The organism is Streptomyces sp. NPDC053431 (assembly GCF_044544925.1).
Taxonomy (GTDB): domain Bacteria; phylum Actinomycetota; class Actinomycetes; order Streptomycetales; family Streptomycetaceae; genus Streptomyces.
On the sequence record NZ_JBITXX010000001.1, the window covers coordinates 182582 to 206814 of the forward strand.

Sequence of the window (24233 nt, forward strand, 5' to 3'; positions counted from 1 at the left end):
GAACGCATGAGTGTGCCGGTCTTCGAAGAAGTCGAGCCCGCGGCCGACTGCGGCTGCCCGGGCTGCGCCCAGCGGCGGCGCGACCTCGCGCTGGGCCTCCCCGTCCGCGCGGGAGGCCCCCCGTCCGCGCACGGCGCCCGCCGGGCGCTGGTCCTGGTGACGGCGGCGGGGGTGGTTCTGGGCGGGGGTGCGGGGGCGGCCGGCGCGGCGGCGACGGGGGTGACGGACGCCACGGGGGTCACGGGCGGCGGCGGAGTCCTCACCGGCCCGGCCCCGGACACCCCGCAGGGCGACCGGGGCCCGCTGCACGGCGGCGCGCCCGGCCCGGGCTCGTCCCCGTCCCCGGTCGCGGCCCCGACGACCGGTCAGGTCTCCGTCCAGACCCTGCGCAGGACGACCCGGGCCGAGATCATCAACCGGGCGAAGACCTGGGTGACCGAGAGCGTCCCGTACTCGATGGAGCGGTACTGGAGCGACGGCTACCGCCAGGACTGCTCCGGCTACATCTCGATGGCCTGGAACCTCCGGAGCAACGAGTGGACGGGCAGCCTCGACCGCTTCGCCGACCGGATCGACCGGACCGACCTCCAGCCCGGCGACATCCTGCTCTTCCACAACCCGGCGAACCCGACCCGCGGCTCGCACGTGACGATCTTCGGCGGGTGGACGGACTACACGCACACCGCGTACACGGCGTACGAGCAGACGAAGCCGCGCGCCCGGAAGCAGGCCACGCCGCTCGCGTACTGGGAGAACTCCGACCGCTACCTGGCCTACCGCTACAAGGGCGTGGCCGGCGGCAGTACGGGAAGCGGCTCGCCGGGTACGGACACGGTCCCGGGCGCGGGGGGCGCCGGGACGCCGTTCCCGGGAACGGCGATGTTCGGCCCCGGCGCGAACAACGCGTACGTCACGCAGCTCGGGAAGCTGCTCGTGGCGCGGGGCGGCAAGAACTTCTACGCCCAGGGCCCCGGGCCGCGCTGGGGCGAGGCGGACCGCCGGGCGACCCAGGCCTTCCAGCAGGCCCAGGGCTGGAAGGGCGCCGCGGCGGACGGCATGCCCGGCCCGCGGACCTGGGCGCTGCTGGTGTCCGGCCAGGGCCGGGACATCGGCGGTTCGAGTGGTTCGGGCGGGTCGAGCGCAACTGCGACCGGGTTCCCCGGGCGTGGCTACTTCCGTCCGGGCCAATCCAACGCATATGTGGAGAAGCTGGGCAAACAACTGGTGAAGCGGGGCTTCGGCGGGCACTACGTGTCGGGCCCCGGTCCGCGGTGGACGGAGGCGGACCGCCGCAACGTCGAGGCCTTCCAGCGGGCCCAGGGCTGGCGCGGCGCAGCGGCCGACGGCTACCCGGGTCCGGAGACCTGGCGGCGCTTGTTCCGATGACCCCGAGAACATGAGGTGGACCGAATGACGGCATCGACCCCGAACCCCCTGGACTCCGGCCCGGCCGCCACCCGAGACGCGGCCCGCACAGCCCGCCGCCTCACCGACGGCCGCCTACGCCCGTCGGGCCCGCCGGGCGACACGGGGTCGCCCACGGGCGCGGGCTCGGCGGGCGACACGGGGTCGCCCACGGGCGCGGGCTCGGCGGGCGACGCGGGGTCGCCCGGTGGTGGGGCTTCGCCAGGCGGAGGCGGTTCGCCTGCTGAGGGGGTGGGCGTGGCCGAGGGTTCGGCGGGGGCTCCGGTTACCGGGGCCGCAGCTGCCGGTGGGTCGGGGGCTCCTCTTGCCGGGGCCTCACCGGCCGGTGACGTCGGCGTTTCCGGGGTGGGTGCGGGGGCTCCGGTCGGCGGGGCCTCGTCCGCCGGTGCGGGCGCGGTGAGCGGGGTCGTTACGGGGCCGGCCGCCTCGGCGGCCGGGGCGGGCTCGGCAGGTGCCGTGCCCTCAGGTGGGGCTGCGGTGACGGCCGCGCCTGGCGTGGGCGGTGCGGCGGTGGGCGCGGTGACGACTGCGCCTGGCGCGGGCGGTCCAGCGGTGGATGCGGGGGCGGTCGCGTACGGCGACGCGGGTCAGGGTGCGGGCGATCTCAGCAGTGCCTCGTCGGTGGGGGCGCCGGACGCGGGTGCCTCGCACGGTGGCTCGGCGACGGCCGGTGGTGCGACGGCGAGCCCGGTGGGCGCCGCTGCTGCCAATGGCGCGGCGAGTGCGCCGGCTGACGGGACTTCGGGCGCGGCCGTAGGCGCCGTCGGCCCGGCGGTGGGCGTGTCGGGTGGCCCGGGCGCGGGCGCCGGCCCGACGGCGCGAATCGATTCAGCAGACGTGGAACCTTCGGGCTGGGCCCCGAACGCCGCCTCGCCGCAGGCGGATCGGCCGGAGGCCACGGCTCCGGCCGTGGCGGGCGCGCCCGCCGGACAAGCGGGACTCATGGGTGGGGCGGTGGCGTCCGGGGCCCGGACCGGCGGCCCCGCCACCCCGTACGGCGTCTCGGCGGCACCGGACGCGGCTGGAACCGGCGCTGCCGCGGCGAACGGCGCCTTCTCCGCCGCGCCACAACACGGCCTCCGGCCGACGCCCTCCGGCCCGGCCGGAACGGGCGACCCGGCCGGGCCGCAGGCCACCATGGCGGCGATGCCCGCTGGTTCACCCACTGCGGCGCCCGGCCCGGCCGGAACGGGTCACCCCGCCGGGCCGCAGGCCACCACGGCGGTGTCCGCCGGCGGCGCAGGTACCGCGTCGCCCGGCCTGGCTGACCGGGAGGCAGCCGCCGCTGGGACCGCCACGGCGGCGATGCCCGCCGGTTCGACAACCGCGGCGCCCGGCCCGTCCGGAACGGGCGAGCCCGCCGGGTCGCGGGCCACCGCGGCGGCGATGCCCGCTGGTTCACCCACTGCGGCGTCCGGCCCGGCCGGTCAGGGAGCGGTCGGGGGTGAGCTCGGTCCGCGGGGTGTTTCCTGGTCTTCCGCCGGTGGCTCGGATGCCGCGCTGCAGTCCGGCCCGCGAGCAGGAGCGGCCGGCCTCGCTGCTCCGCAGCCCGCGTCCGGTGTGGCCGACGCGGGCGCGGTCGTGGGAGGCCTCGGGCCCCGGACCACGGCCGGGGCGTCCGCCGCCGGTTCCGGTGCCGCTTCGCGGCCCGGCCCGCACGCGGGCGCTGTCGTGGGGGGCGTCGATGCCCCGGGCGCCTCCTCCGCCCCCGCCGCCGGTTCGGATGCCGCGTCGCAGAACTCCGGGGCGTCCGGGGCGGCCCGTACGGGCACCGCACCCGGCGGCTCCGCCGCCCACCCCGACGGTTCGGGTGCCGCGCCGTACCAAGGGCGGTCGGGCCCCGGGCCCGAGCGTGCCGGCTCGGCTGCCGGCGGCCACGCCACCGCGCAGTCCGGCGCCCCGGAGGCCGCCGACGACGCCGCGCCGCACGACACCCGTGCCGCCGCGGCCGGTTCGGGCGGAGGGGCGTCCGCCGGCGGCTCGGGTGCGGCCTCGCCGCAGGCCCGGCCGGGGCTGCGGCCCGCGTCGCCCGGCCTGGCTCGCGGGGCCGGGGCCAAGGGAGAGCCCGGCCCCCGGACCACCTCGGCTGCGCCCGTCGCCGGCTCGGACGCGGTACCGCAGCACGTCCGCCCCCTCCCCGTGTCCCCAGGCCTGGCCACGGCGCAGGGTGCGACGCACGATGCCCGCCGGACCGCGCCCGCCGACGCCGTGGCGGATGCCGCGTCGCCCGCCCCGGCCCGTACGGGCGGTCCCGCCGATGCAGCCGTCTCCACCGCACCCGCACCCGTGCCCGCGGCGGCCGGCGACGACCACGCGCCGCCGCCCGGCGCCGGTTCGGGCGACGCGCCGGGCGCGCGCACCGCGGCTCCGGCCGGTGCGCGCGCCGAGTCGACCGGGCCGGCCGGCCCGAGCCCCACCGCCCGGGCCCCGCGCGTCGCGACGACCAAGGCAGCCGACGACGCCGCCGACCCCGGGTGGATCGCCGGCGTGCGGGTCAGGAGCGTCGCCGTGCCCGTGGCCGCCACCGTCGAGGTCGTACCGCGCGGGAGCGGCGGCAACGGCAACGGCAGCGCCGGCACCAACGGCAACGGCACCGCCGGCAACAACGGCAACAGCGGCGGCCAGCGGCGGCGGAACGTGATCGGGTCCGAGACCACCGGGTCCATCCCCGTGCACCTGTTGTTCCGTGAGGAGTCGGACGGCGCGGGCGACGGTGGGCCCGCCACGGTTCCCGTGCCCAAGGTGTCCGCGGCGGACAAGGCATCCGCGACGTCGAAGGCGGGCGCGCGGAAGGGGAAGGGCAAGGCCCCCGTTCCCGGGGCCGCCCGGCACAGACACGCCGCCGGGCCCGCCCGCCCCGCGCCGACCGCCGATCCGAAGCTGGTCGAGCGGCCCGGGCCGGTGCTGCCCGGATGGATCGGGGCGGTCGGAGGAGCGCTCGCGCTCCTCGGGTGCGCGCTCCTGGTGTGGTGGACGGGAGCCGTGCCCGCCGAGGTGACGCGGATGCTGCGGGTGCCCGCCCGGCCGTACCACGGGATCCACCTCTGGCAGTGGGCCCTGCTGGCGCTCGGCGTGCTGCTGACCCTCTTCTTCCTCGGCGGGCTCGGCCGCGGCCGGGTTGGCTACGCCCTCGTCCTGACCCTCTTCGGCGACTACCGCGGCACCGTCCGCCGCACCGGACTCCTCTGGGTCAGCCCCCTGCTCCTCCGCCGCCGCGTCGACGTACGGCTGCGGCACTGGCGGAGCGAGCCGCTGCCCGCCGTCGACGCGAAGGGCACGGCGCTGGACGTCGTCGTCCTGGTGGTGTGGCGGATCCGGGACACCGTGCGGGCCGCGCTCGGGGTCGACCGGCACGAGGAGTACCTGCGCGAGCAGGTGGAGGCGGCGATGGCCCGCGTGCTGTCGCAGCTGCCGGCCGACGCGTTCCACGAGGACGCGCCGACGCTGCGCGACGCGGAGGCGGTCGGCGAGGCGCTGACCCGGGTGCTGTCGGCGGAGTGCGCCCCGGTCGGGATCGACGTGTTCTCGGCGCAGCCGACCCGGATCGAGTACGCCCCCGAGGTCGCCGCGGCGATGCGGCGCCGCCGGATCGCGGCGATCGACGCGAAGCACCGGGACAGTGTGCTCACCTCGGTCGTGGACGCGGTGGACGACGTCGTCCACCGGCTGACCTCGCGTGGGCTGGTGGAGCTGGACGACTACGACCGGAAGGCGCTGGTGAAGGACCTGACGGTGGCGTTCTACACCGGTCGCACGGCACCGGGGGAGGGCGCGTAGGAACCGGCTTCCCTTCACCCTCAGCCCCCATACGTGTCCCCGCGGGTCGTCCCCGCGGGGACACGTGTGCTTCAGGCGCACCCCGCCCCCACTTTGGTATGGACATGGCCAACTTCCGTCCCTACCTTGGTACTTGGTCTAGACCTGAATCGTTCTCCCCGCGCGCGTGCGGCACAGCCCACAGAACTCCCCCACGTTCTCCTGGAGCGACATCATGCGCAAAAAGACAGGAGTGGCGGCCGTGGCGCTCGGCGTCGCCGCGGCCTCCCTCTTCGCGACCACCAGCGCGAGCAGCCACGGCTACACCGACTCGCCGATCAGCCGTCAGAAGCTCTGCGCCAACCGCACCGTGAGCAACTGCGGCGACATCCAGTGGGAGCCGCAGTCGGTCGAGGGGCCCAAGGGCTTCCCGGCCGCCGGGCCGGCCGACGGGACCATATGCGCCGGCGGCAACAGCCGCTTCGCGCAGCTCGACGCGCCCCGCAACGGCGCCTGGCCCACCACCAGGGTCACCGCCGGCCAGAGCTACACCTTCCGCTGGCAGTTCACGGCCCGCCACGCGACCACGGACTTCCGCTACTACATCACCAAGAACGGCTGGACCGGCACCAAGGCCCTGACCCGGGCCGACCTCGACACCCAGCCCTTCCTGGTCGTCCCCTACAACAACCAGCAGCCGCCCTCGACCCTCTCGCACTCAGGGACCATCCCGGCGGGGAAGACCGGCCGCCATCTGATCCTGGCGGTGTGGACCATCGCGGACACCGGGAACGCCTTCTACGCGTGCTCGGACGTCCAGTTCTAGCGCCGGCTCCCGGCGTTCACATCTGACAGGGCGTCAGCTACCATCCCGCCGCATGGGGACCGTCGCGGAACTCGTACGACGCCAGTGGGGCGACCACCGGACCGGACTGAGGGACGAGCGCACCACCCTCACCCACCACGAGGTCGCCTCCGGCGCCGCCGCGCGCGCCGCCCTGCTCACGGAGCTGATGCCCGACCGGCCGGGGAGCGAGCCGCACCTCGGCCTCCTGCTCGACAACACCCCGGAGTACCCGCTCTGGCTCGGCGCGGCGGCCCTCGCGGGGGCCGCCGTCGCCGGGATCAACCCCACCCGGCGCGGCGCCGAGCTCGCCCGGGACATCCGGCACACCGCCTGCCGGGTCCTGGTCACCCAGCGCGTCCACCTGCCGCTGCTCGACGGCCTCCCGCTGCCCGGCGTCCGCATCCTCGTCACGGACACCGACGCCTACGCCGCCCTCCTCGCCCCCTACGGGACGGCCACCCCCGAGGACACCTTCCTGCGGCCCGCCCGCCCCGACAGCCGGCTGCTCCTCTCCTTCACCTCCGGTTCCACGGGTGCCCCGAAGGCGGCGGTCTGCTCCCAGGGCCGGCTCGCCGCCGCCGGCGCCTCCCTGGTCTCCCACTTCGGCGTCACGCCCGAGGACACGCACTACATCTGCATGCCGATGTTCCACGGCAACGCCGTCATCGCCGACTGGGCGCCCGCGCTCGCCGCCGGCGCCGGCATCGCGCTCCGCGCCCGCTTCTCCGCCTCCCGCTTCCTCCCCGACGTACGCCGCTTCGGCGCCACGTACTTCACCTACGTCGGCCGCGCCGTCCAGTACCTGCTCGCCACCCCCGAGAGCCCCGACGACCGCGACCACCAGCTCCGGCTCGGCTTCGGCACCGAGGCCGGCGCGGTGGACGCGGCCCGCTTCGAGGCGCGGTTCGGGGCGCGGCTGGTCGAGGGATACGGCTCCTCCGAAGGCGGGGCCGCGATCCAGCGGACCGCCGGCACCCCGCCCGGCGCCATCGGGCGCGCCGCACCCGGGGACGACCTGGCCGTGGTCGACCCGGAGACCCGCCGCGAGTGCCCGCCGGCCCGCTTCTCGGCCACCGGCGTGCTGCTCAACGGCGACGAGGCGGTCGGCGAGCTGGTCAACCGGGGCCGCAGCCCCTTCGAGGGCTACTGGCGCAACCCCGAGGCCGACGCCGCCCGGCTCCGCGACGGCTGGTACTGGACCGGCGACCTCTTCTACCGGGACGCCGACGGCTTCCTCTACTTCGCGGGCCGCACCGACGACCGGCTGCGGGTCGACAGCGAGAACCTGGCCGCCGCGATGATCGAGAACATCCTCGCCCGCTGGGACCGGGCGGCGGGCGTCGCCGTCTACGCGATACCCGACCCGGTCTCCGGCGACCAGGTCATGGCCGCCCTCGCCCTGCGCCCCGGCGCCGCCTTCGACCCGGCCGCCTTCGCCGCGTTCCTCGCCGCCCAGACCGACCTGGGCACCAAGATGCCGCCGACCTACGTCCGCGTCATGCCGGAACTCCCGCTCACCGCCACCAACAAAATCCACCGGGTGGCCCTCCGGCGGACCGGCCTCGCCACCCCCGATCCCGTCTGGTGGCGCCCGGCGCCGACCGCGCCGTACGAGCCGCTCACCCCGGAGAGCCGAGAGCACCTCCGCCGACGCTACGAGAACCAGAACCGACCCTTCCCGGGACAGCTCCCGCCACCGTCCGCGTAGGGCCGGGCCTACTCAGCCCCAGGGATCGGGCCGCGCCTACTTCGGCCCCGGGGGGTGGGGCTGCGCTTACTTCGGCCCCGGCGGTGGGGCCGGGCTGCTTCGGTCCCGGGGGTGGGGCCGGGCTGCTTCCGTCCCGGCGGGTGGGGCCGGGCTGCTTCGGTCCCTGGGGGTAGGGCCAGGCCTACCCCCAGGACACCCGCCACACCCATGGCCCGCCCCGGCCCACCGCGCATAGCGTGATCGTCATGCCGCCGCCTGACCGCCGCACCCCCCACATCCCCCATGCTCTCCGTATCCCCCACGCCCCCCGGACCGCCTGGCAGGCGCTCGCCCGGCCGCGGGGGTTCCTCCGGACCGCCTGGCCCTGGCGGGCCGTGGCCTTTCTCGCGTCCGGCGTGGTCAGCGGGGTCGTGGCGCTCGCCGTGCTGCTCGTGCTCCTGGGGTTCTCCGTGGTGCTCGTGGGCCTGCCCCTGCTGCTGCTCGCCGGGGTGGCGCTCGGCCGGGTCGAGCGGTGGCGGCTGCGGCTGGTCGACGGCGAGGCGGCGGCCGATCCGCACCGGGTGCCCGAGGCGCCCGGGCTCGGCGCGTGGCTGCGGCTGCGGGTGCGGGAGCAGGTCACCTGGCGGGAGTTCGCCCATGCCGTGCTCCATGCCACCGTCCTGTGGCCGTTCGATCTGGCCGTGCTCGCCCTCGGGGTGGGACTGCCGGTCATGCTGATGAGCGCCCCGCTGCAGTTCGCGGCCGACGGGCACGAGGCGAAGGTCGTCAAGGCCTGTCTCGTCACCTCGTATCCGCAGGCCTTCGCGGCCGCGGCCCTCGGTCTCGTGCTGCTGCCGCTGCTGCTCCTTCCGCTGACCGCGCTCGCCGGCGCCCGGGCCGCGCTCGGCCGGGCGCTGCTCGCCCCGCGCGAGGCCGAGCTGCGGGACCGGATCGGGGAGGTCACGGCCTCCCGAGCCCGGCTCGCCGCCGCCTTCGAGGCCGAGCGGCGCCGGATCGAGCGCGATCTCCACGACGGCGCCCAGCAACGCCTGGTCGCCCTCACCATGACCCTCGGGCTCGCCCGTTACGACGCCCCGCCCGGGCCGCTCGCCGACCAGCTGGCGAAGGCACACGCGGAGGCCGGGCAGGTGCTCACCGAGCTGCGCGAGCTGATCCACGGCATCCATCCCCAGGTGCTCGCCGACTACGGTCTCGGCGCGGCCCTCGTAGACGCCGCCGACCGGGCCTCCACTCCTGTGGACACGGACGTCGACCTGCCTCGGCTGCCCGGCCCGGTCGAGAGCGCCGGCTACTTCGTGGGCCGCGAGGCCCTCGCCAACGTCGACCGGCACAGCGGCGCGGCCCGGGCCCGGATCACCGCCCGGCACCGCGACGGCGCGCTGGTCGTCTCCGTCGAGGACGACGGCCGCGGCGGCGCCGACTCCGCCCGGGGCAGCGGGCTCACCGGACTCGCCGACCGGCTGGCCGTCCTGGATGGCACACTGACGATCATCAGCCCGCCCGGCGGGCCGACCCTGCTACGAGCGGAGATCCCGTGCAGCGCCCTCTCCGAGTCGTCCTCGCCGAGGACAGCGTCCTCCTCCGCGAGGGGCTGATCGGTCTCCTGAAACGTTTCGGCCACGAGGTGGTCGCCGCGGTCGGCGACGCCGACGCGCTGCGGGAGGCCGTCGCCGCGCACGATCCGGACGTCGTGGTCACCGACGTACGGATGCCGCCCGGCTTCCAGGACGAGGGGCTGCGCGCGGCGGTCGCCCTGCGCGCCGAGCGGCCGGCGCTGCCGGTCCTGGTGCTCAGCCAGTACGTGCAGCGCTCCTACGCCGCCGATCTCCTGGACGCGGGCGACGGCACCGGCGTCGGATACCTCCTCAAGGACCGGATCGGCCAGGTCGAGGAGTTCCTGGACGCCCTGACCCGGGTGGCGGACGGCGGCACGGTCGTCGACCCCGAGGTCGTACGGCAGCTGCTGCGCCGCCACCGCGACCCCCTCCAGGCGCTGACCCCGCGGGAGCGGGAGGTCCTGGGCCTGGTCGCGGAGGGGCACTCGAACGCGGCGATCGCCCGCCGGCTGGTCGTGACGGAGGCCGCGATCGGCAAGCACATCGGCAACATCCTGGCCAAGCTCGACCTGCCGCCGGCCGAGGACACCCACCGCCGGGTGCTCGCCGTCCTCGCCTACCTCCAGGCCTGACGGGCAGGGGAGACCGCCAGGGGAGACGGACCAAAAGCAGAAGGCCCCTCGCTCTCGCGAGGGGCCTTCCGGTCGGTGCGCCGCCAGGGACTCGAACCCCGGACCCGCTGATTAAGAGTCAGCTGCTCTAACCAACTGAGCTAGCGGCGCCTGCTGACAGAGAAAATACTACCTGGTCCCGAGGGGTGCTCGTGACCACCCTCGTGACCACCCGCAGGTCAGCCCCCGGCCGCCCCCGCACCACCCTCGCGGCCAGGTCCTCCGGGGCCGGCCACCTCGTCCGGCCGGGCCACGTCGTCCGGGGCCCCGGGGAGCGGGAGTCCTCAGATCGCCAGCGACAACACCACCGGGGCCGCCCGCCGGTTCAGCATGTCGGCCGCCGAGCGCAGCCGGTGCGCGTGCTCCAGCGGCAGCGACAGGGCCAGGCAGCCCACGGCCGAGCCCGCCGTCAGCGGCACCGCGGCGCAGACCGTGCCCACCGCGTACTCCTGGAGGTCGAGCACCGGGACGGTCGGCGGCTGGCTGTCCAGCTTGGAGAACAGCACCTTCTCGTTGGTGATCGTCCGGGAGGTCAGCCGGGCGATCTTGTGCCGGGACAGGTGGTCACGCCGTCCGTTCAGGTCGAGCTGGGTCAGCAGGCACTTGCCGACCGCGCTGGCGTGGGCGGCCGAGCGGAAGTCCACCCATTCGTTGACCTTGGGCGTGCGCGGGCCGTCGGCGAACTGGGTGATCTTCACCTCGCCGTCGATGTACCGGCTGATGTAGACCGCCGCGCCGACCGAGTCGCGCAGCTCGGTCAGGGTCTCCTGGAGCTTGCGCTCCAGGGCCTCGCGGCGGGTGGTGCCGGAGCCGAGGAGGACCAGGGAGTCACCGATGACGTAGGCGCCGTCCGAGACCTGCTCCACATAGCCCTCGCGGCGGAGCATCAGGAGCAGGGACGTCAGATGGGCGGTGGGCAGGCCGGTCTCCCGTGCGATCTGCACGTCCGTCACGCCGCCGCCGTGCCGTGAGACCGTCTCAAGCACGCGCAGGGCGTATTGCACCGAGTGGAACGGCGCGGTGGGCTCGGGCTTCAGCGCCACGGTTTCCCCCTACCAGGTTGTGACCGCAAGCTTCCGTACCACGATAGCCGCCAAGCTCCCGTTACGGGGCGGCTGTTGGCGAGATTGATGCGGTGCCCACGGGCCGTATCCTGCGGCTCACCACTCTGGCATATGCCATGGTCACAGCCCTGCGGGAGAGGCGGAGGTCAGGGCCGTGACCGGGGCGTTCCGCACGGGCGTTCGGGGCCGTTCCGGACGTGAAGATTTTTTCGGCGGAATAACCGGAGACTCCCTCCTGTTACTCCCTCCCGTACCTACCGACGTCACTGCGCAGGAAGGCCGCCCACGGTGAGCGACGCGATTCGAGACGCGATTCGAGGAGAGGCGCGCGGCACCGCGCCCGTACCGCTGTCCGTACTGGACCTGGTGACCGTCGGCAGCGGGCGCACCGCGAGCCAGGCGCTCGCCACCAGCGTGGACATCAGCCGGCTCGCCGAGCGGCGCGGTTATCACCGGCACTGGGTGGCCGAGCACCACTCGATGCCCGGCGTCGCCTCCTCCTCGCCGGCCGTGATCCTGGCCCACCTCGCCGCCCACACGAGCCGCATCCGGCTCGGGTCGGGCGGTGTGATGCTGCCCAACCACGCGCCGCTGGTGATCGCCGAGCAGTTCGGCACCCTGGAGGCGCTCGCCCCGGGGCGGGTCGACCTCGGCCTGGGCCGTGCGCCCGGCACCGACGGGGCGACCGCGGCCGCGCTGCGCCGCACGGACACCCTGAACGAGGGGGCCGACGACTTCCCCCAGCAGCTGGCCGAGCTGACCCGCTTCCTGGACGACGACTTCCCGGACGGGCACCCGTACGCGCGGATCCACGCCGTGCCGGGTCCGGTGCAGGGGCCGGCGGGGCGGCCGCCGATCTGGCTGCTCGGCTCCTCCGGTTTCAGCGCGCGGCTCGCCGGCCTGCTCGGGCTGCCCTTCGCCTTCGCCCACCACTTCTCGGCGCACAACACGCTCCCCGCCCTCGACCTCTACCGCGAGTCCTTCCGGCCCTCGGCGGTGCTCGACGCGCCGTACGCGCTGATCGGCGTCTCCGCGCTCGCCGCCGACGAGGCGAGGGAGGCCCGCCGGCAGGTGCTGACCGGTGCCCTGTCGATGCTGCGGCTGCGCACCGGCCGGCCCGGGCTGATCCCGACGCCGGAGGAGGCGGAGGCCTACGCGTTCAGCCCGGCCGAGCGGGAGTTCGTGGACGGCTGGCTCGCGAACGTCGTGCACGGCACGCCGGACGAGGTGCGCGAGGGTCTGGACGGGCTGCGGAAGCGGACCGGTGCCGACGAGCTGATGCTCACGGCCAACGCGCACAGCGGCGAGGCCCGGCTGCGCAGTTACGAGCTGATCGCCGACGCCTACGGTCTGCCGGAGCAGGCCCCGGAGGCCGCGCCGGAGCTCGGATAAGCGGAATTTCCCCGCCCGTTGGTTCCTCCTCGAAGCGGCCGGCGGGGGAAGTCTCAAGGGAGCCTTAAACCGCTCGTCACGCGGGGTGGCGAGCGGTTCCTTCATGTGCTGCGAGCCTCTCGAAAGGCCCTGACAAGGGCTTTCTCCGGCCGATTGGTCTAGTCCTCAATTTGGTTCAGACCATTGACGCGCTGTTCACGCGGCGGATATCACTGCTCCAACTTCCGTACCGCCACCCCTCCCGGAGGCCGCACGTGCACCCCCGCAACCCCCGCAGACCGCTGATCGCCGCCCTGCTGAGTTCGGCACTCGCCGCCGGCGCGCTCGCCACCACCGTCGGCCTCGGCTCCGCGCAGGCCGCCGACACCGCCGCCGCCCCCTCCACCGGTGGCGTCAAGATCGCCTACTACGACCAGTGGAGCGTGTACGGGAACGCCTTCTACCCGAAGCACCTCGACGAGCGGGGCATCGCGGCCAAACTCGACGTCATCAACTACTCGTTCGGGAACATCCACCCGACCGACCTCACCTGTTTCGAGGCCAACAAGGCCGCGGGCGACGACAACAACCCCAACGCCGGTGACGGCGCGGGCGACTCGTACGCCGACTACCAGAAGTCCTTCTCGGCCGCGGACAGCGTCGACGGCGTGGCCGACAAGTGGGACCAGCCGATCGTGGGCGTCTTCAACCAGTTCAAGGAGCTGAAGGCGAAGCACCCCCAGCTGAAGATCAACATCTCGCTGGGCGGCTGGACCTACTCCAAGTACTTCTCGGACGTGGCCAAGACCGACGCCAGCCGCCAGAAGTTCGTCGCCTCCTGCATCAAGCAGTACATCCAGGGCGACCTGCCGGTCGAGGGCGGCTACGGCGGCCCCGGCACCGCGGCCGGCATCTTCGACGGCATCGACATCGACTGGGAGTACCCGGGCTCGGACGGCGGCCACCTCGGCAACCACTACGCCCCCGAGGACAAGCAGAACTTCACCCTCCTGCTCGCCGAGTTCCGCAAGCAGCTCGACGCGTACGGCGCCGCCCACGGCGGCAAGAAGTACCTGCTGACCGCCGCCCTGCCGGCCGGCCAGGACAAGATCAAGAACATCGAGACGGACAAGATCGGCGCGTACCTCGACTACGCGAACATCATGACGTACGACATGCACGGCGCCTGGGACGGCGACGGGCCGACCTACCACCAGTCGCCGCTGTACTCCGGTGCGAACGACCCGACCGACGCCATCAAGCCGGGCACCGAGAAGTACTCGATCGACAACGCCATCGACTCCTGGATCGACGGCAAGCCCGCCTACGGCATCACCGGCGGCTTCCCCGCCGGCAAGCTGACCCTCGGCTACGAGTTCTACTACCGCGGCTGGAAGGGCGTCCCGGCCGGCACCACCCACGGCCTCGCCCAGACCGCGACCGGCGGCTCCAACGCCCGCCCGCTCAGCCAGGCGGCCGGCATCGCGTACCACAAGGAGCTCGGCGGCATCGTCGACAACCCGGCGACCACCTACTGGGACGACCAGGCCAAGTCCGCCTACTTCTACAAGGACGGCGAGTTCTTCACCGGTCTCGACCAGCGCACCATCCAGGCCCGCGCCGACTACGCCCACCAGCGCGGTCTCGCCGGCGCGATGATGTACTCGCTGCTCGGCCTCGACGCCAACGCCACGCTCTTCAACCAGATCGTGACCGCGGTCGGCTCGTCCCCGACCACGCCGACGCCCACGCCGACCCAGACCACGGCGACCCCGACCCCGACGGCGACCACCACGAGCCCGACCCCGACCCCGACGCAGACCACCACCCCGCCGACCGGCTGCACCGCCCCGGCGTACGTGGCCGGCCAGGTCTACACCGGCGGCCAGACCGTCTCCCACAAGGGCCACAACTGGAAGGCCAAGTGGTGGACCCAGAACGAGGAGCCGGGCACGACCGGCGAGTGGGGCGTCTGGCAGGACCTCGGCGCCTGCTGACCGCCCGCCGATCGCTCACCGGCCACCGACCGGCCGGCCGTCACCCCGCATGAACCACTGCCCCCGCCCGGAATGTCCCTCCGGCCGGGGGTAGTTCCATGCCGGAAGGCCGCCGGGCCGGGCCCCCTGGGAGGCGGCTAGACCGGCAGCGGCGCGACGCCGATGAGGCCCGCGATGTGCTCCGGGGGGACCGCGCGGGAGTAGAGCCAGCCCTGGCCGGTGTCACAGCCGATCCGGCGCAGCCGGGCGGCCTGCCCCGCGGTCTCCACGCACTCGGCGGTGACGGTGAGTCCGAGCCGGTGGGCGAGCTGGACCAGCGCCTCCACGATCAGCTCGTCCGCCGGGTTGGCGTGCTCCTCGTTCTGGAAGCCGCGGACGAACGATCCGTCCAGCTTGAGGACCGAGACGGGGAGCCGGCTGAGGTAGGCGAGGTTCGAGTAACCGGTGCCGAAGTCGTCGATGGCGATCCGTACGCCCATGTCGCTGAGCGCCTGGAGCGCCTGGAGGGGTCGGCCCGCCGAGCCCATCACCGCGGACTCGGTCAGCTCCAGCTGGAGCAGATGGGGCGCGAGCCCGGTCTCGGCGAGGATGCCCGCGACATCGGCCACCAGGTCGGAGTCCCAGACCTGGCGCACCGCCACGTTGACGCTGACGAAGATCGGCCGGTCGCCCGGATGGTCCTTCTGCCACTGCCGGGCCTGGCGGCAGGCGGTCCGCAGCACCCAGCGGCCGAGCTCGACGATCGAGCCGTCCTCCTCGGCGATCCCGACGAACCGATTCGGCGTCAGCGTGCCGAACTGCGGGTGGTTCCAGCGCACCAGCGCCTCCACGCCGCGCACCGCGCCGTCGGCGAGGTCCACGAGCGGCTGGTACTCGAGCGCGAACTCGCCGCGCTCCACGGCCGGCCGCAGGGTCGAGCTGAGCGCCTGCCTCGTCATCCGGTGCGCGTTGCGCTCCGGGTCGAAGAGCGTCCAGCGCGCCTTGCCGTCGGCCTTCGCCCAGTACAGCGTGGTGTCGGCGGCCTGCATGAGGCAGGTCGCCGAGGAGCCGTGGGCCCGTCGCTCGACCACGCCGATGGACGCGGAGACCGAGAGCCGCTGCCCGGACAGGTCGAAGGGCTCCTGGAGGGCGCCGAGGACGGACTGCGCCAGATCGGCGAGCTGCTCGGTGCCGGTCGAGTCCTCGACCAGGATCGCGAACTCGTCCCCGCCGAGGCGGGCCACGAGGTGCCCGCCGTTGCGCGTGTAGCCGTAGCCGTCGGCGCACTCGGTGAGCCGGCTCGCGACGGCGGCGAGCAGCCGGTCGCCGACCCGGTGGCCGAGGGTGTCGTTGACCGCCTTGAAGCCGTCGAGGTCGAGATAGCAGATGCCGATCCGCCCTGTTCTGCCATGCCCGTACGACTCGTAGGACTCGTAGGACCGGTCGCGGGGGTCCTCGTCCCCGGGGCTCTCGGCGGCGGCGCTCTCCAGGGCGGTGGTGAGGCGCTCGAAGAAGAGGGTGCGGTTGGGCAGCCGGGTGACCGGGTCGTGCATCTGGAGGTGGCGCAGCCGGGCCTGCAGCTCGCGCCGCTCGCTGATGTCGGCGACGGTGAGCAGCACGCGCGGGCTGTCGGGCACGGGGGAGACGGTCACCTCGGCCCACAGGGAACGCCCGTCGGGGTGCTTGAGCCGGCGGGTGCAGCGGAAGCGGGAGCGGCGGCCGCCCAGCACCTCGCGGTAGGCGTGCCAGGTGCGTCCGTCGGAGGCGAGGTCGACGAGGTCGGCGGCGGCCTGCTCGCGCAGGGCGGTGGCCTCGGTGCCGAGCAGGCTCGCGAGCGCGTCGTTGGCGGCGACGACGACGCCGTCCTGGTCGACCATGGCCATCGCGAGCCTCGCGGCGCGGAAGGCGGCGCGGTAGTCGCGGAGTTCGCTCTCCCGGGACTCCGGCGGGAGGAGTTCCTGATCGGGATCGGATGCGTGACGCTCCGTGAGCGTCGGCGCCGCCGACGGGTGCACCGGTTCTTCGGGGGTTCCGCTCACCGCTCGCTCCCGTAGTGCGTTCGGGCCGTACAGATGTGGTCGGAATGGTCGGCCAAGGAAAGTGTGCCGATCATAGAGGCTGGCCCGGGGGCCGTTCCAGCTCCGAGGCCCGCCGCCCGGCCCGTGGGCCCTGTGAGGCTGCCCACCCGGAGCACCGGCCGATCGTTTCTGCGCGGGTCTGACACGGGTCGACGGCGGTCTGACCGAATGTGACTTTCCGTGAGCTGATGCCGATCTGTGTCGCGTCGCCCCGGCGCGTCCCGCTCACCCGACCGGGGCAGCGGAAAGGTGCGAAACCTCTCAAACCGACACAAGGTGGGTGGCGTGTCACGCGATCCGGAGCCGGAGGTCCACGTGAGGGGTCAGCAGCCACCCGGGGGAGTGCAACGCTCGCGCCTGCGCGCCGGTGCGGCGGCCTTCACCTCGCTCGCCGCGCTCGCCGCGACCGGGCTGGTCGCCGGGCCCGCCGTCGCCGCGCCCGCCGCGGGACCCTGCACCCTGCCCCGTACCGCCGCGCATCACTCGCTCGGCCTCGACACCTGGAACGGGTCCTATCCGCGGCCCACCCGCCCCCTCGACGCGGTCATGATCTTCCTGTCCTTCCCGGACTCCACCCCGATGACCACCCCGGCCGAGCTGACCGCCGACCACTTCCCCGGCACGGCCGAGTTCTTCGAGCGCGCCTCCTACGGCCGGTTCAGCCTGCGCGTGCACCCCCGGACCGCCTGGGCCCGGATGCCGCACGACTCCACCGCGTACGCGATACGGCGGGACTGGAGCGCCGAGCACCGCGCGGCCTATCTGCGCGACGCGATCCGTGCCGCCGACGACTCCGTCGACTTCTCCCGCTACGACATCGTCTATCTGGTCGCCGACCCCGACGCCCCCGGCGTGGACTCCGACGCCACCAAGGTGGTCAACCTGGAGCACCCGCTGGAGGCCGACGGCACGGAGGTCAAGCGGGTGGTCACGGTCTTCGAGCGCCACCCGCCGGACCGCAACGTGCTCGCCCACGAGACCGGGCACGTCTTCGACCTGCCCGACCTCTACCACCGGCCCACGGACGGCAAGGGCGACTGGGACACCCATGTGGGCGACTGGGACGTCATGGGCAGCCAGTTCGGCCTCGCCCCGGACCTCTTCGCCTGGCACAAGTGGAAGCTGGGCTGGCTCGACCGCTCCGAGGTGACGTGCGTCCGCGGGCCCGGCACCCATGTGATCAGCCTGGAGCCGGTCGCCGCCGCCCCGGTGGCCGGCGGCACCCTCGGCACCCGGCTGGCCGTCGTCCGTACGGGCGAGGGCAGCGCGCTCGCGATCGAGGCCCGCGCGGCCACCGGCAACGACCGGGACACCTGCGCCGAGGGCGTGCTCGTCTACCGGGTCCGCAACGAGGCGGCCTCCGGCGAGGGTCCGGTCGAGGTCGTGGACACCCACCCCAGGACCGAGGCGTGCTGGGAGCGCTCGGTCTACCCGCCGCTCGCCGACGCGCCCCTGCGGGAGGGCGAGTCCTTCACCGTGCCGGGTACCGGCGTACGGGTGGAGGTCGCCGAGCGGACCAAGGCGGGCGTGTGGACGGTCCACGTCACCGGCCCCCGGGCCGAAGCGCTGAGCTGAGGCCGCCGGGCGCACACGAAGAAGCCCCCCGCTTCCGCGAGGGGCTTCTTCCGTCTGTGCGCCGCCAGGGACTCGAACCCCGGACCCGCTGATTAAGAGTCAGCTGCTCTAACCAACTGAGCTAGCGGCGCCTGCTGACGTCGTAGACATTAGCATCAGGATCCACCGAAGGAAAAATCGATACCCGCACGTCGGCCGCCGAAACCGTCCGGGCCGCCCGGACACAGGCCCACAGCAGCACCTCGGGCCCCGGCAGCCAGGGCTTGCGGGTGTCCGGCGCGACCAGCCAGCGCGGGCCCGAGGTGTCGTGCGGGGAGAGCGGCGGGATCGTCACCGCGTCCCCGGTGCCGTGACAGAGCGGCCGGGGCACGGCGCTTCCCCACTCCTCCCAGTCGAGGAGGGACGGTAAGCGCTGGGCGGTGCCGGGGGCCGCGAAGAGCAGCATCCGGCCCCGGTGCACGGCGACCGGGCCGGAGCCCGGGCCCTCGGCCCAGAGCCGGTCGAGCATCCGGCGCCCGAAGATCGGCTCCACGTTCACCACGTCGAAGACGCCGCCGCAGGGCAGCACGGCCGGGGCGGCGGGCCGCCTCTCCCAGCGGTCGAGCGTGGCCCACGGGTCGGCGGCCGCGGAGGCGAGCCAGGCGGCGCCGTCCTCGGTCACCCGCGCGGCCTGGTGCCGCTCCTCGTCGGGGTCCGCCAGCAGGCGGAGGATGTCGTACGGGGCGGTCTCGTCGCGCAGCCAGGTGGTCATACGAGAAGATCTACCGGGCGTGACGCTTCCGTTTCAGCGGGTTGCCGGAAATCCGGACAAGCCGGGGTTCGGAGGAGTATCTTGCGCCCCGGCATATGCCAGGGCGCTGGTCGGCCGGGGTGGACCGGAGACTCACTCCTCCGGGTCGCGGCCGCCCGTTCGGATCAGGTCCTGCCCGAACTCGATCATCTTGCGCGCGTAGTCCTCGGTCCACGCCGCCCGCTCGGCCACGTCCGCCGGGGTCAGGCGGTCGAACCGGCGCGGGTCCGCCAGCTGGGCCGCCGCGATCGCCTGGAACTCGATCGCCCGGTCCGTCGCCGCGCGGAAGGCCAGCGTCAGCTCGGTCGCCCGGGTCAGCAGCTCCCGCGGATCCTCGATCGACTCCAGGTCGAAGAAGTGCTCCGGGTCGGCGGTCGCCTCGGCAGGCTCGAAGATCAGCGGCGCCGGCCTGACCCGCCGCTGTCCGCTCCGCTCCGCGGATTCCGCCATGGTCCTTCTCCTCCTCGCGCACACGGCCCGAACCCCCGGGCCACCTCTCATTCTCCCGCCCCTGGCAAGAGGGCCCCACGGCCCGCTCACGGGGACCAGGCGACGCGGTGTTCCGCGAGGTGGGAGAGGACCGCGTGATTGGCCTCCCAGCCGTCCGGGAACTTCACCGTGACACCGAGCTGCACCGGCTCCGTCGACGGATGCTCGTCCAGCAGCTCGGCGACGCCCGCGCGGCACACCACGACGCACGCGTGCCGGTGCCGGGAGGCCAGGACGCACAGCCGCCCGGTCTCCAGGTGGAAGGCGGTCGCGTCCGGGCGCCCGGACAGCGGGTGCAGGACCACCGTCACGTCGTACTCCCGGCCCTGGAGCCGGTTCGCCGTGTCCACCGTCACCCCCGAGACGCCCAGCTCGGCCAGCGCCACGCGGATCGCCGCCGCCTGGTCGCGGTGGGCCGTGCCGACCGCGATCCGGTCCGCGGTGAGCGGCACGGGATCGGGGGAGCGTTCGCTCACCGACGCCCCGCCGCGGTCCAGCAGGCGGCGCACCACCAGGGCGACCGCGTGGACCGCCTCCGGGTCGGTGCGCGGGGTGTGCCGGGCCGGCAGCTCCAGCAGGCCCCAGCCGGACTCCGCCGCCTCGTCGAGCACCCGGTCCGGGCCGGAGCCGTCCGAGGCCACGCCGAAGGACAGCCGCCGGTCCCCGTGGTCCGTGCCGCTGCGGAACGGCGTGTACGGGTAGAAGGCGTCCGACACCAGCGGCGCCGCGGAGGCCGGGAGCCGCCACGAGACCGGGAGGCGGTGCTGCGGCAGCTCCGGGTTGTGCGCCAGGAGCGTGGAGACGGCGGAGGCCGACGGGTCGTACGACAGCCCGGCCCACTGCTCCGCGCCCACCACCGAGAACGGGTCCAGCTGCCCCGGGTCGCCCACGAACAGCGCCCGCTCGAACAGACCCGCCACCGCGAGCAGCGCGTCCGAGCGCATCTGGTACGCCTCGTCCACGATCGCGTGCGCCCACGGCTCCACGTTCTTCACGTGCGCCCACTTCGCCGCCGTCGACACGACCACCGGCAGTCCGGCCAGGTCCCCGGCCTTCGCCGACTTCCGCACCTGCTCCAGATCGTTCAGCGCCTTGTCGTACGGGTCGGAGTCGTTCGAGTGCAGCCGGCCCACCGGAAGGTCGGGACGCTTCTCGGCGATCCGCAGCACCAGGTCGTCGACCTGCGCGTTCGTTTGCGCGACGATCATCAGGGGGCGGCCCGCGTCGGCCAGTTCGAGCGCGGCCCGCACCACGAGCGTCGACTTGCCGGCGCCCGGCGGGGAGTCGACGACGACACCCCGGGCGGTCCCGTGCAGGGTGCTCGCCAGGATGGCGTCCGTCGCCCGCGCGGCCGCCGCGGACGGGTCGAAGGGGGCGGGATCGGGGGTCACAGGATGTCCTCGGGGGTCACGGCGTCGGGCAGTTCGGCGGCGTCGGAGCGCGGCGGACCACCGTGCGTCCACGGCGTCTCCTCCGGGTCGGGCAGCTTCGCGCCCACCCGCTGGTCGTGCTCGAACAGCGTCCAGGCGATCCGCTCGCCCTTCTCCGGCACCGAACCCTCCGCCGGCTCCTTCGCACGGCCCATCCTGTCGAGGATCCGCAGGACCAGCGCCCCGTCGTCCTCCTGCCCCACGAACTCGGCCGACTGGGGCTTGCCGTCCAGCGAGCGGTACACCTTCACGCCCACGCCCAGATGCGGGCGGTCGTCCGTGCGGACCGTGAGCCGCGGACGAGGACGGTTCTTCTCCGTCCGCGCCATCGTCACCTCGACGACCTCCGCCACGAACGCCTCGCCCGCGAGCCGCCGCCCCGCCATCACCAGCGGGTCGTCGAGCGCCTCCTGCGCCTCCAGCTGGCCCTGTGCCTGCTCGCGCGCGGCCAGCTTCTGCGCGGCGGTCACCGCGTCGTCGCGGCGCGGCTGCGGCGGCTCGCCCGCCGCGATCCGGTCCCGCTGCCCGGTGAACGACCAGCGGTCGCGGGTCCAGCGGTCGGGCACCCGCGCTCCCTCGGGAAGCGCGCGCAGCAGGTCGAGCGCCCGCCACACCCCGTGCCAGGTCGGCTCCAGCTGGCCGGCGACCAGCCGGCGGACCTCCCGCTCGGCGCGGTGCAGTGCGGCCAGTCCGTCCTCGGCGGCCCCGCCGTCCTCGGCCGCGCCGAGCGCCTGCCGGGCCCGGTCGTAGGCCTCGATCGCGGGCGCGAGCAGCTTGTTGTCGAAGGCGGGGTCGGTGGCCGGGCCGGCCGGCGGGCACAGCAACTGCCCCCGGGCGTCCCGCCCGAGCTCCGCCCGCAGCACCGCCTCCGCCCCGGACTCCCCCTCGGGCGTGTCGATCCAGGCGAGCAGCGCCCCCAGGTGCTGGTCCTCCAGGGAGGACTGGCCCGTCGCCCAGTGCCGGTTCAGCAGGTCCGTCGCCGCGACCAGCAGCGAGGAGCCCGGCACCCGGGCCCGCTCCCCGAGGTGCGTCAGCCAGCGGCCGAGCAGCGGCACCCGCGGCGGCGCCGGGAACGGCGTCTCCGGGTCCTGCTCGGCGGTCCGCCGGAAGCGCGTGGACCGTCCGAGCAGCCGTACGTACTCCACGGCCGCCCGGCTCGGCACCACCACCTGCGGGGCGTCCGCGCACAGTTCGACCTCGACCTTGACCTTCTTCCCGGTCTCCGGGTCGGTCTCGGAGCGTTCCGCCGCCTCGACGACCCCGGCGAAGGAGTCGACGTACGGCAGGATCTCGTCGGCCAGCGCGGCGAGGAACGCGAACCGCAGGTCGCGGTCGCGCGGCTGCGGCACGACGAGCAGCCGCGGCTCCTCCCGGTCCGTGCCCACCAGCGCCCCGAGCGGTGCGCCCGCCTCACCGGCGGTGGTCAGCGGCACCAGGACCAGCGGCCGTTCGGACAGATGCCGGTGCCGGACCGTGGCCAGCGGCTGCGCCCGGCCCGCCTCGACGGCCTCCATCCGGGCGAGGGCGGAGATCAGCGACATGCGCTCACCCCCGCCAGCGCCTCGCCGCGCAGCGCCCGGGCCCGGCGCAGCGCCGCGACCGCCGGGTCGTCGGGGTCGCCGGCCTCGCCCCGCGCCGCCGCCAGGACCGCGCCGATGGTCGTCAGGCCGCCCAGCTCACCGCGTACGGACCGGCCGAGGGCGGTCACGGCGTCCGCGGCCCGGGCCCGCTCGCGGCAGTGGAAGGCCAGCTCGCAGGCGGCCAGGCACTCCGGCGCGTACGCGTGCGGCACGCACTCCACGGCCGCGGTCAGCTCCTCGGCCGAGCACGCCGTCACGTCGAACGTCACGCCCTCGGGGAGCGCGTCCACGATCTCGTCGAGCCGGGTCAGCCGGGCCAGTTGGCGCCGGGTCACCGACAGCTGCTTGCGCACGTCCACCGCCGAGGCCGTCGGCAGGTTGGAGAAGTCCTTCGGGCAGACGAGCAGCACGGTGTGCGCCACCCGCGCGGCCTCCGTGACAGCGGCGACCCGCTCCAGGGCCAGCACGTACACCGCGGCCTGGCGGGCCGCCGCGCCGACCTTCGGCGCGTCGGCCGCGCCGTCGATCATCGGGAAGGACTTGATCTCCACGACCGTCCACCGCCCGTCGGGGTGGACCACGACCGCGTCGGGCTCCAGATAGACGGGGGCTCCGGCCACCTCCAGCGCCAGCATCGGATGGTCGAGCAGCGCCCAGCGGCCCGCCTCCGTCGCCTCGCGCAGCGCGAGCGCGGTCCGGGCCGCCCGGCCCTGGGGCCCGGCGGCCGTGAGGTCCGGCAGGTCCACGGCCGACGGCTCCTCGATGCCGAGCAGCCGCAGCAGCTCCCGCCCGCCGTCCGCCTTCACCTTGGCCTCGAACGCGTTGCCCCGGGCGATGGCGAACTGCGACTGGCCGAAGCCCGAGGGGGCACCCAGCTTCGCGGCGAGCGCCGTCTTGTCGACCCCGGCCCCGTCGAGGACCGCCCGCCGTCGGCAGCCGGGGTTGGCGGCGAGGGCGGCCAGCGCCCGCGCGTCCAGCGGACGCGGCACGGAGGCCGGTCCGCGCAGCTCAGCGAGCTGATGCCGGAGTGTCGTCTGCCGCGGCCGGTGCGGACCGCTGCCCAGGGATGCGCTCACCCGCGGAAGTCTCCCATCCGCCACTGACAAGCGGGGTGCTTTGCCGGGATCCGCCCGTCATCACCCGGTCCGCGAGGCGCATCGCGTACGGCGCGAGCAGCAGTCCCGCGCCCATCACGGCCGCCCCGGCGGCCGCGTCCAGGAAGTAGTGGTTCGCCGTGCCCATGACGACCAGGGCGGTGAGCAGCGGGTAGGCCACGCCCAGCGCCTTGAACAGCGGCGTCCGCCCGTACCGCCACAGCATCACCCCGCACCACAGCGCCCAGCCCACGTGCAGGCTCGGCATCGCCGCGTACTGGTTGGTGAGCCCGCCCAGACCGCGCGGCGCGCTCGCCTCCCCGCCCCACCAGCCGTACGCGCTGAACCGGGCCATCGTGTCGACGAAGCCGTGGGCGGGGTCGAGCAGCCGGGGCGGGCAGGTCGGCAGCAGGGTGAAGCCCACGAGCCCGAGCAGGGTGGAGACCATCAGCCAGGTGCGGGCCGCCCGGTACGCGGCGGGCCGGCGGCGGAACAGCCAGACGAGGACGGCCGGCGTGACCAGGTAGTGCAGGGAGGCGTACGCGAAGTCGGCGGGGATCCCGAGCGCGGGCGTGGCGGTGAACAGGCGGTTGAGCGGGTGCTCCAGGTCGAGGCCCAGGGTCTGCTCGGCGCGCAGGATCGCCAGGCCGTTCCCGACGGCGGTGTCGAGGTCCCCGCGGGCGAGCAGCCGCCCGCCGGAGTAGGCCGCGTACACCGCGGCGATCAGTATGAGCTCCGCCCACCAGCGTGGCCTGCGCATCCGAGGTCCCCCGCCTTCCCCCCGACTCGTACTCCGACCGTGAGAGGACGCCGGGAGGCGGGA

17 protein-coding genes and 2 tRNA genes are annotated in these 24233 nt (G+C 74.6%); 9 read left to right on the top strand and 10 right to left on the bottom strand.

Annotation, left to right across the window (positions count from 1 at the left end; genetic code table 11):
* Positions 1-6 precede the first annotated feature (6 nt).
* The 6 genes from ACIGXE_RS00780 (at position 7) to ACIGXE_RS00805 (ending at position 9924) form a co-directional block, all read left to right on the top strand.
* On the top strand, positions 7-1386 hold the full coding sequence (locus ACIGXE_RS00780; protein WP_399740939.1) for a peptidoglycan-binding protein: 1380 nt from the start codon (positions 7-9) through the stop codon (positions 1384-1386).
* A 1710-nt stretch (positions 1387-3096) separates the two neighbouring features.
* The gene (locus ACIGXE_RS00785) at positions 3097-5202 is read left to right on the top strand and encodes an SPFH domain-containing protein (RefSeq protein WP_399740941.1); all 2106 of its coding nucleotides are present in this window, start codon (positions 3097-3099) and stop codon (positions 5200-5202) included.
* Positions 5203-5416: 214 nt separating this feature from the next.
* Entirely contained in the window at positions 5417-6007 is a 591-nt protein-coding gene (locus ACIGXE_RS00790; protein WP_399740944.1) for a lytic polysaccharide monooxygenase, read from the top strand.
* Positions 6008-6059: 52 nt separating this feature from the next.
* Positions 6060-7736: an AMP-binding protein gene (locus ACIGXE_RS00795; RefSeq protein WP_399740947.1), complete on the top strand. Its 1677-nt coding sequence runs from the start codon at positions 6060-6062 to the stop codon at positions 7734-7736.
* Positions 7737-7981: 245 nt separating this feature from the next.
* On the top strand, positions 7982-9331 hold the full coding sequence (locus tag ACIGXE_RS00800) for a sensor histidine kinase (RefSeq protein ID WP_399740949.1): 1350 nt from the start codon (positions 7982-7984) through the stop codon (positions 9329-9331).
* Positions 9271-9924, top strand: coding sequence for a response regulator (locus tag ACIGXE_RS00805; protein ID WP_399740952.1), 654 nt, complete (start codon positions 9271-9273; stop codon positions 9922-9924). Before ACIGXE_RS00800 ends, ACIGXE_RS00805 begins: the two co-directional genes overlap by 61 nt.
* 76 nt (positions 9925-10000) lie before the next feature.
* Here the strand turns inward: ACIGXE_RS00805 and ACIGXE_RS00810 are convergent.
* Positions 10001-10074: transfer RNA gene (locus ACIGXE_RS00810), tRNA-Lys, on the bottom strand.
* A 173-nt stretch (positions 10075-10247) separates the two neighbouring features.
* Positions 10248-11006, bottom strand: coding sequence for an IclR family transcriptional regulator (locus ACIGXE_RS00815; RefSeq protein ID WP_399740954.1), 759 nt, complete (start codon positions 11004-11006; stop codon positions 10248-10250).
* A gap of 321 nt (positions 11007-11327) precedes the next feature.
* Here ACIGXE_RS00815 and ACIGXE_RS00820 point away from each other — a divergent pair, with 321 nt between their 5' ends.
* Both ACIGXE_RS00820 and ACIGXE_RS00825 read left to right on the top strand, forming a co-directional pair.
* Complete coding sequence (locus tag ACIGXE_RS00820) at positions 11328-12419, top strand: LLM class flavin-dependent oxidoreductase (RefSeq protein ID WP_399743663.1); 1092 nt, start codon at positions 11328-11330, stop codon at positions 12417-12419.
* Between the two features lie 281 nt (positions 12420-12700).
* Positions 12701-14395 (top strand): glycosyl hydrolase family 18 protein, encoded by a 1695-nt coding sequence (locus tag ACIGXE_RS00825; RefSeq protein ID WP_399743666.1) that lies wholly within the window; start codon positions 12701-12703, stop codon positions 14393-14395.
* Between the two features lie 137 nt (positions 14396-14532).
* On the opposite strand, the gene ACIGXE_RS00830 is transcribed toward ACIGXE_RS00825, so the two are convergent.
* Positions 14533-16413 carry a putative bifunctional diguanylate cyclase/phosphodiesterase gene (locus ACIGXE_RS00830; RefSeq protein ID WP_399740957.1) on the bottom strand — a complete coding sequence of 627 codons (1881 nt, stop codon included), beginning with the start codon at positions 16411-16413 and terminating at the stop codon, positions 14533-14535.
* A 324-nt stretch (positions 16414-16737) separates the two neighbouring features.
* Between ACIGXE_RS00830 and ACIGXE_RS00835 the strand changes: the two genes are divergently transcribed.
* Positions 16738-18027 (top strand): M6 family metalloprotease domain-containing protein, encoded by a 1290-nt coding sequence (locus tag ACIGXE_RS00835; protein ID WP_399740960.1) that lies wholly within the window; start codon positions 16738-16740, stop codon positions 18025-18027.
* Between the two features lie 57 nt (positions 18028-18084).
* Here ACIGXE_RS00835 and ACIGXE_RS00840 read toward each other — a convergent pair.
* The 7 genes from ACIGXE_RS00840 to ACIGXE_RS00870 form a co-directional block, all read right to left on the bottom strand.
* A tRNA-Lys gene (locus ACIGXE_RS00840) sits at positions 18085-18158 on the bottom strand.
* Positions 18149-18778, bottom strand: coding sequence for a bifunctional DNA primase/polymerase (locus ACIGXE_RS00845; RefSeq protein ID WP_399740963.1), 630 nt, complete (start codon positions 18776-18778; stop codon positions 18149-18151). The genes ACIGXE_RS00840 and ACIGXE_RS00845 overlap by 10 nt, the downstream gene beginning before the upstream one ends.
* Before the next feature lie 132 nt (positions 18779-18910).
* Complete coding sequence (locus ACIGXE_RS00850; RefSeq protein ID WP_399740966.1) at positions 18911-19267, bottom strand: hypothetical protein; 357 nt, start codon at positions 19265-19267, stop codon at positions 18911-18913.
* Between the two features lie 86 nt (positions 19268-19353).
* The gene (locus ACIGXE_RS00855; protein ID WP_399740969.1) at positions 19354-20697 is read right to left on the bottom strand and encodes an AAA domain-containing protein; all 1344 of its coding nucleotides are present in this window, start codon (positions 20695-20697) and stop codon (positions 19354-19356) included.
* Entirely contained in the window at positions 20694-22277 is a 1584-nt protein-coding gene (locus ACIGXE_RS00860) for a hypothetical protein (RefSeq protein ID WP_399740972.1), read from the bottom strand. The genes ACIGXE_RS00855 and ACIGXE_RS00860 overlap by 4 nt, the downstream gene beginning before the upstream one ends.
* Entirely contained in the window at positions 22268-23392 is a 1125-nt protein-coding gene (locus ACIGXE_RS00865) for a hypothetical protein (protein WP_399740975.1), read from the bottom strand. The genes ACIGXE_RS00860 and ACIGXE_RS00865 overlap by 10 nt, the downstream gene beginning before the upstream one ends.
* Complete coding sequence (locus ACIGXE_RS00870; protein ID WP_399740978.1) at positions 23325-24170, bottom strand: phosphatase PAP2 family protein; 846 nt, start codon at positions 24168-24170, stop codon at positions 23325-23327. Before ACIGXE_RS00870 ends, ACIGXE_RS00865 begins: the two co-directional genes overlap by 68 nt.
* Positions 24171-24233 lie beyond the last annotated feature (63 nt).

Excerpts from the sequence above, each read along its gene's own strand:
- ACIGXE_RS00860 (WP_399740972.1), bottom strand. The coding sequence starts at position 22,277 with ATGTCGCTGATCTCCGCCCTCGCCCGGATGGAGGCCGTCGAGGCGGGC.
- ACIGXE_RS00795 (WP_399740947.1), top strand. The coding sequence starts at position 6,060 with ATGGGGACCGTCGCGGAACTCGTACGACGCCAGTGGGGCGACCACCGG.
- ACIGXE_RS00780 (WP_399740939.1), top strand. The coding sequence starts at position 7 with ATGAGTGTGCCGGTCTTCGAAGAAGTCGAGCCCGCGGCCGACTGCGGC.
- ACIGXE_RS00845 (WP_399740963.1), bottom strand. The coding sequence starts at position 18,778 with ATGACCACCTGGCTGCGCGACGAGACCGCCCCGTACGACATCCTCCGC.
- ACIGXE_RS00800 (WP_399740949.1), top strand. The coding sequence starts at position 7,982 with ATGCCGCCGCCTGACCGCCGCACCCCCCACATCCCCCATGCTCTCCGT.
- ACIGXE_RS00870 (WP_399740978.1), bottom strand. The coding sequence starts at position 24,170 with ATGCGCAGGCCACGCTGGTGGGCGGAGCTCATACTGATCGCCGCGGTG.
- ACIGXE_RS00850 (WP_399740966.1), bottom strand. The coding sequence starts at position 19,267 with ATGGCGGAATCCGCGGAGCGGAGCGGACAGCGGCGGGTCAGGCCGGCG.
- ACIGXE_RS00790 (WP_399740944.1), top strand. The coding sequence starts at position 5,417 with ATGCGCAAAAAGACAGGAGTGGCGGCCGTGGCGCTCGGCGTCGCCGCG.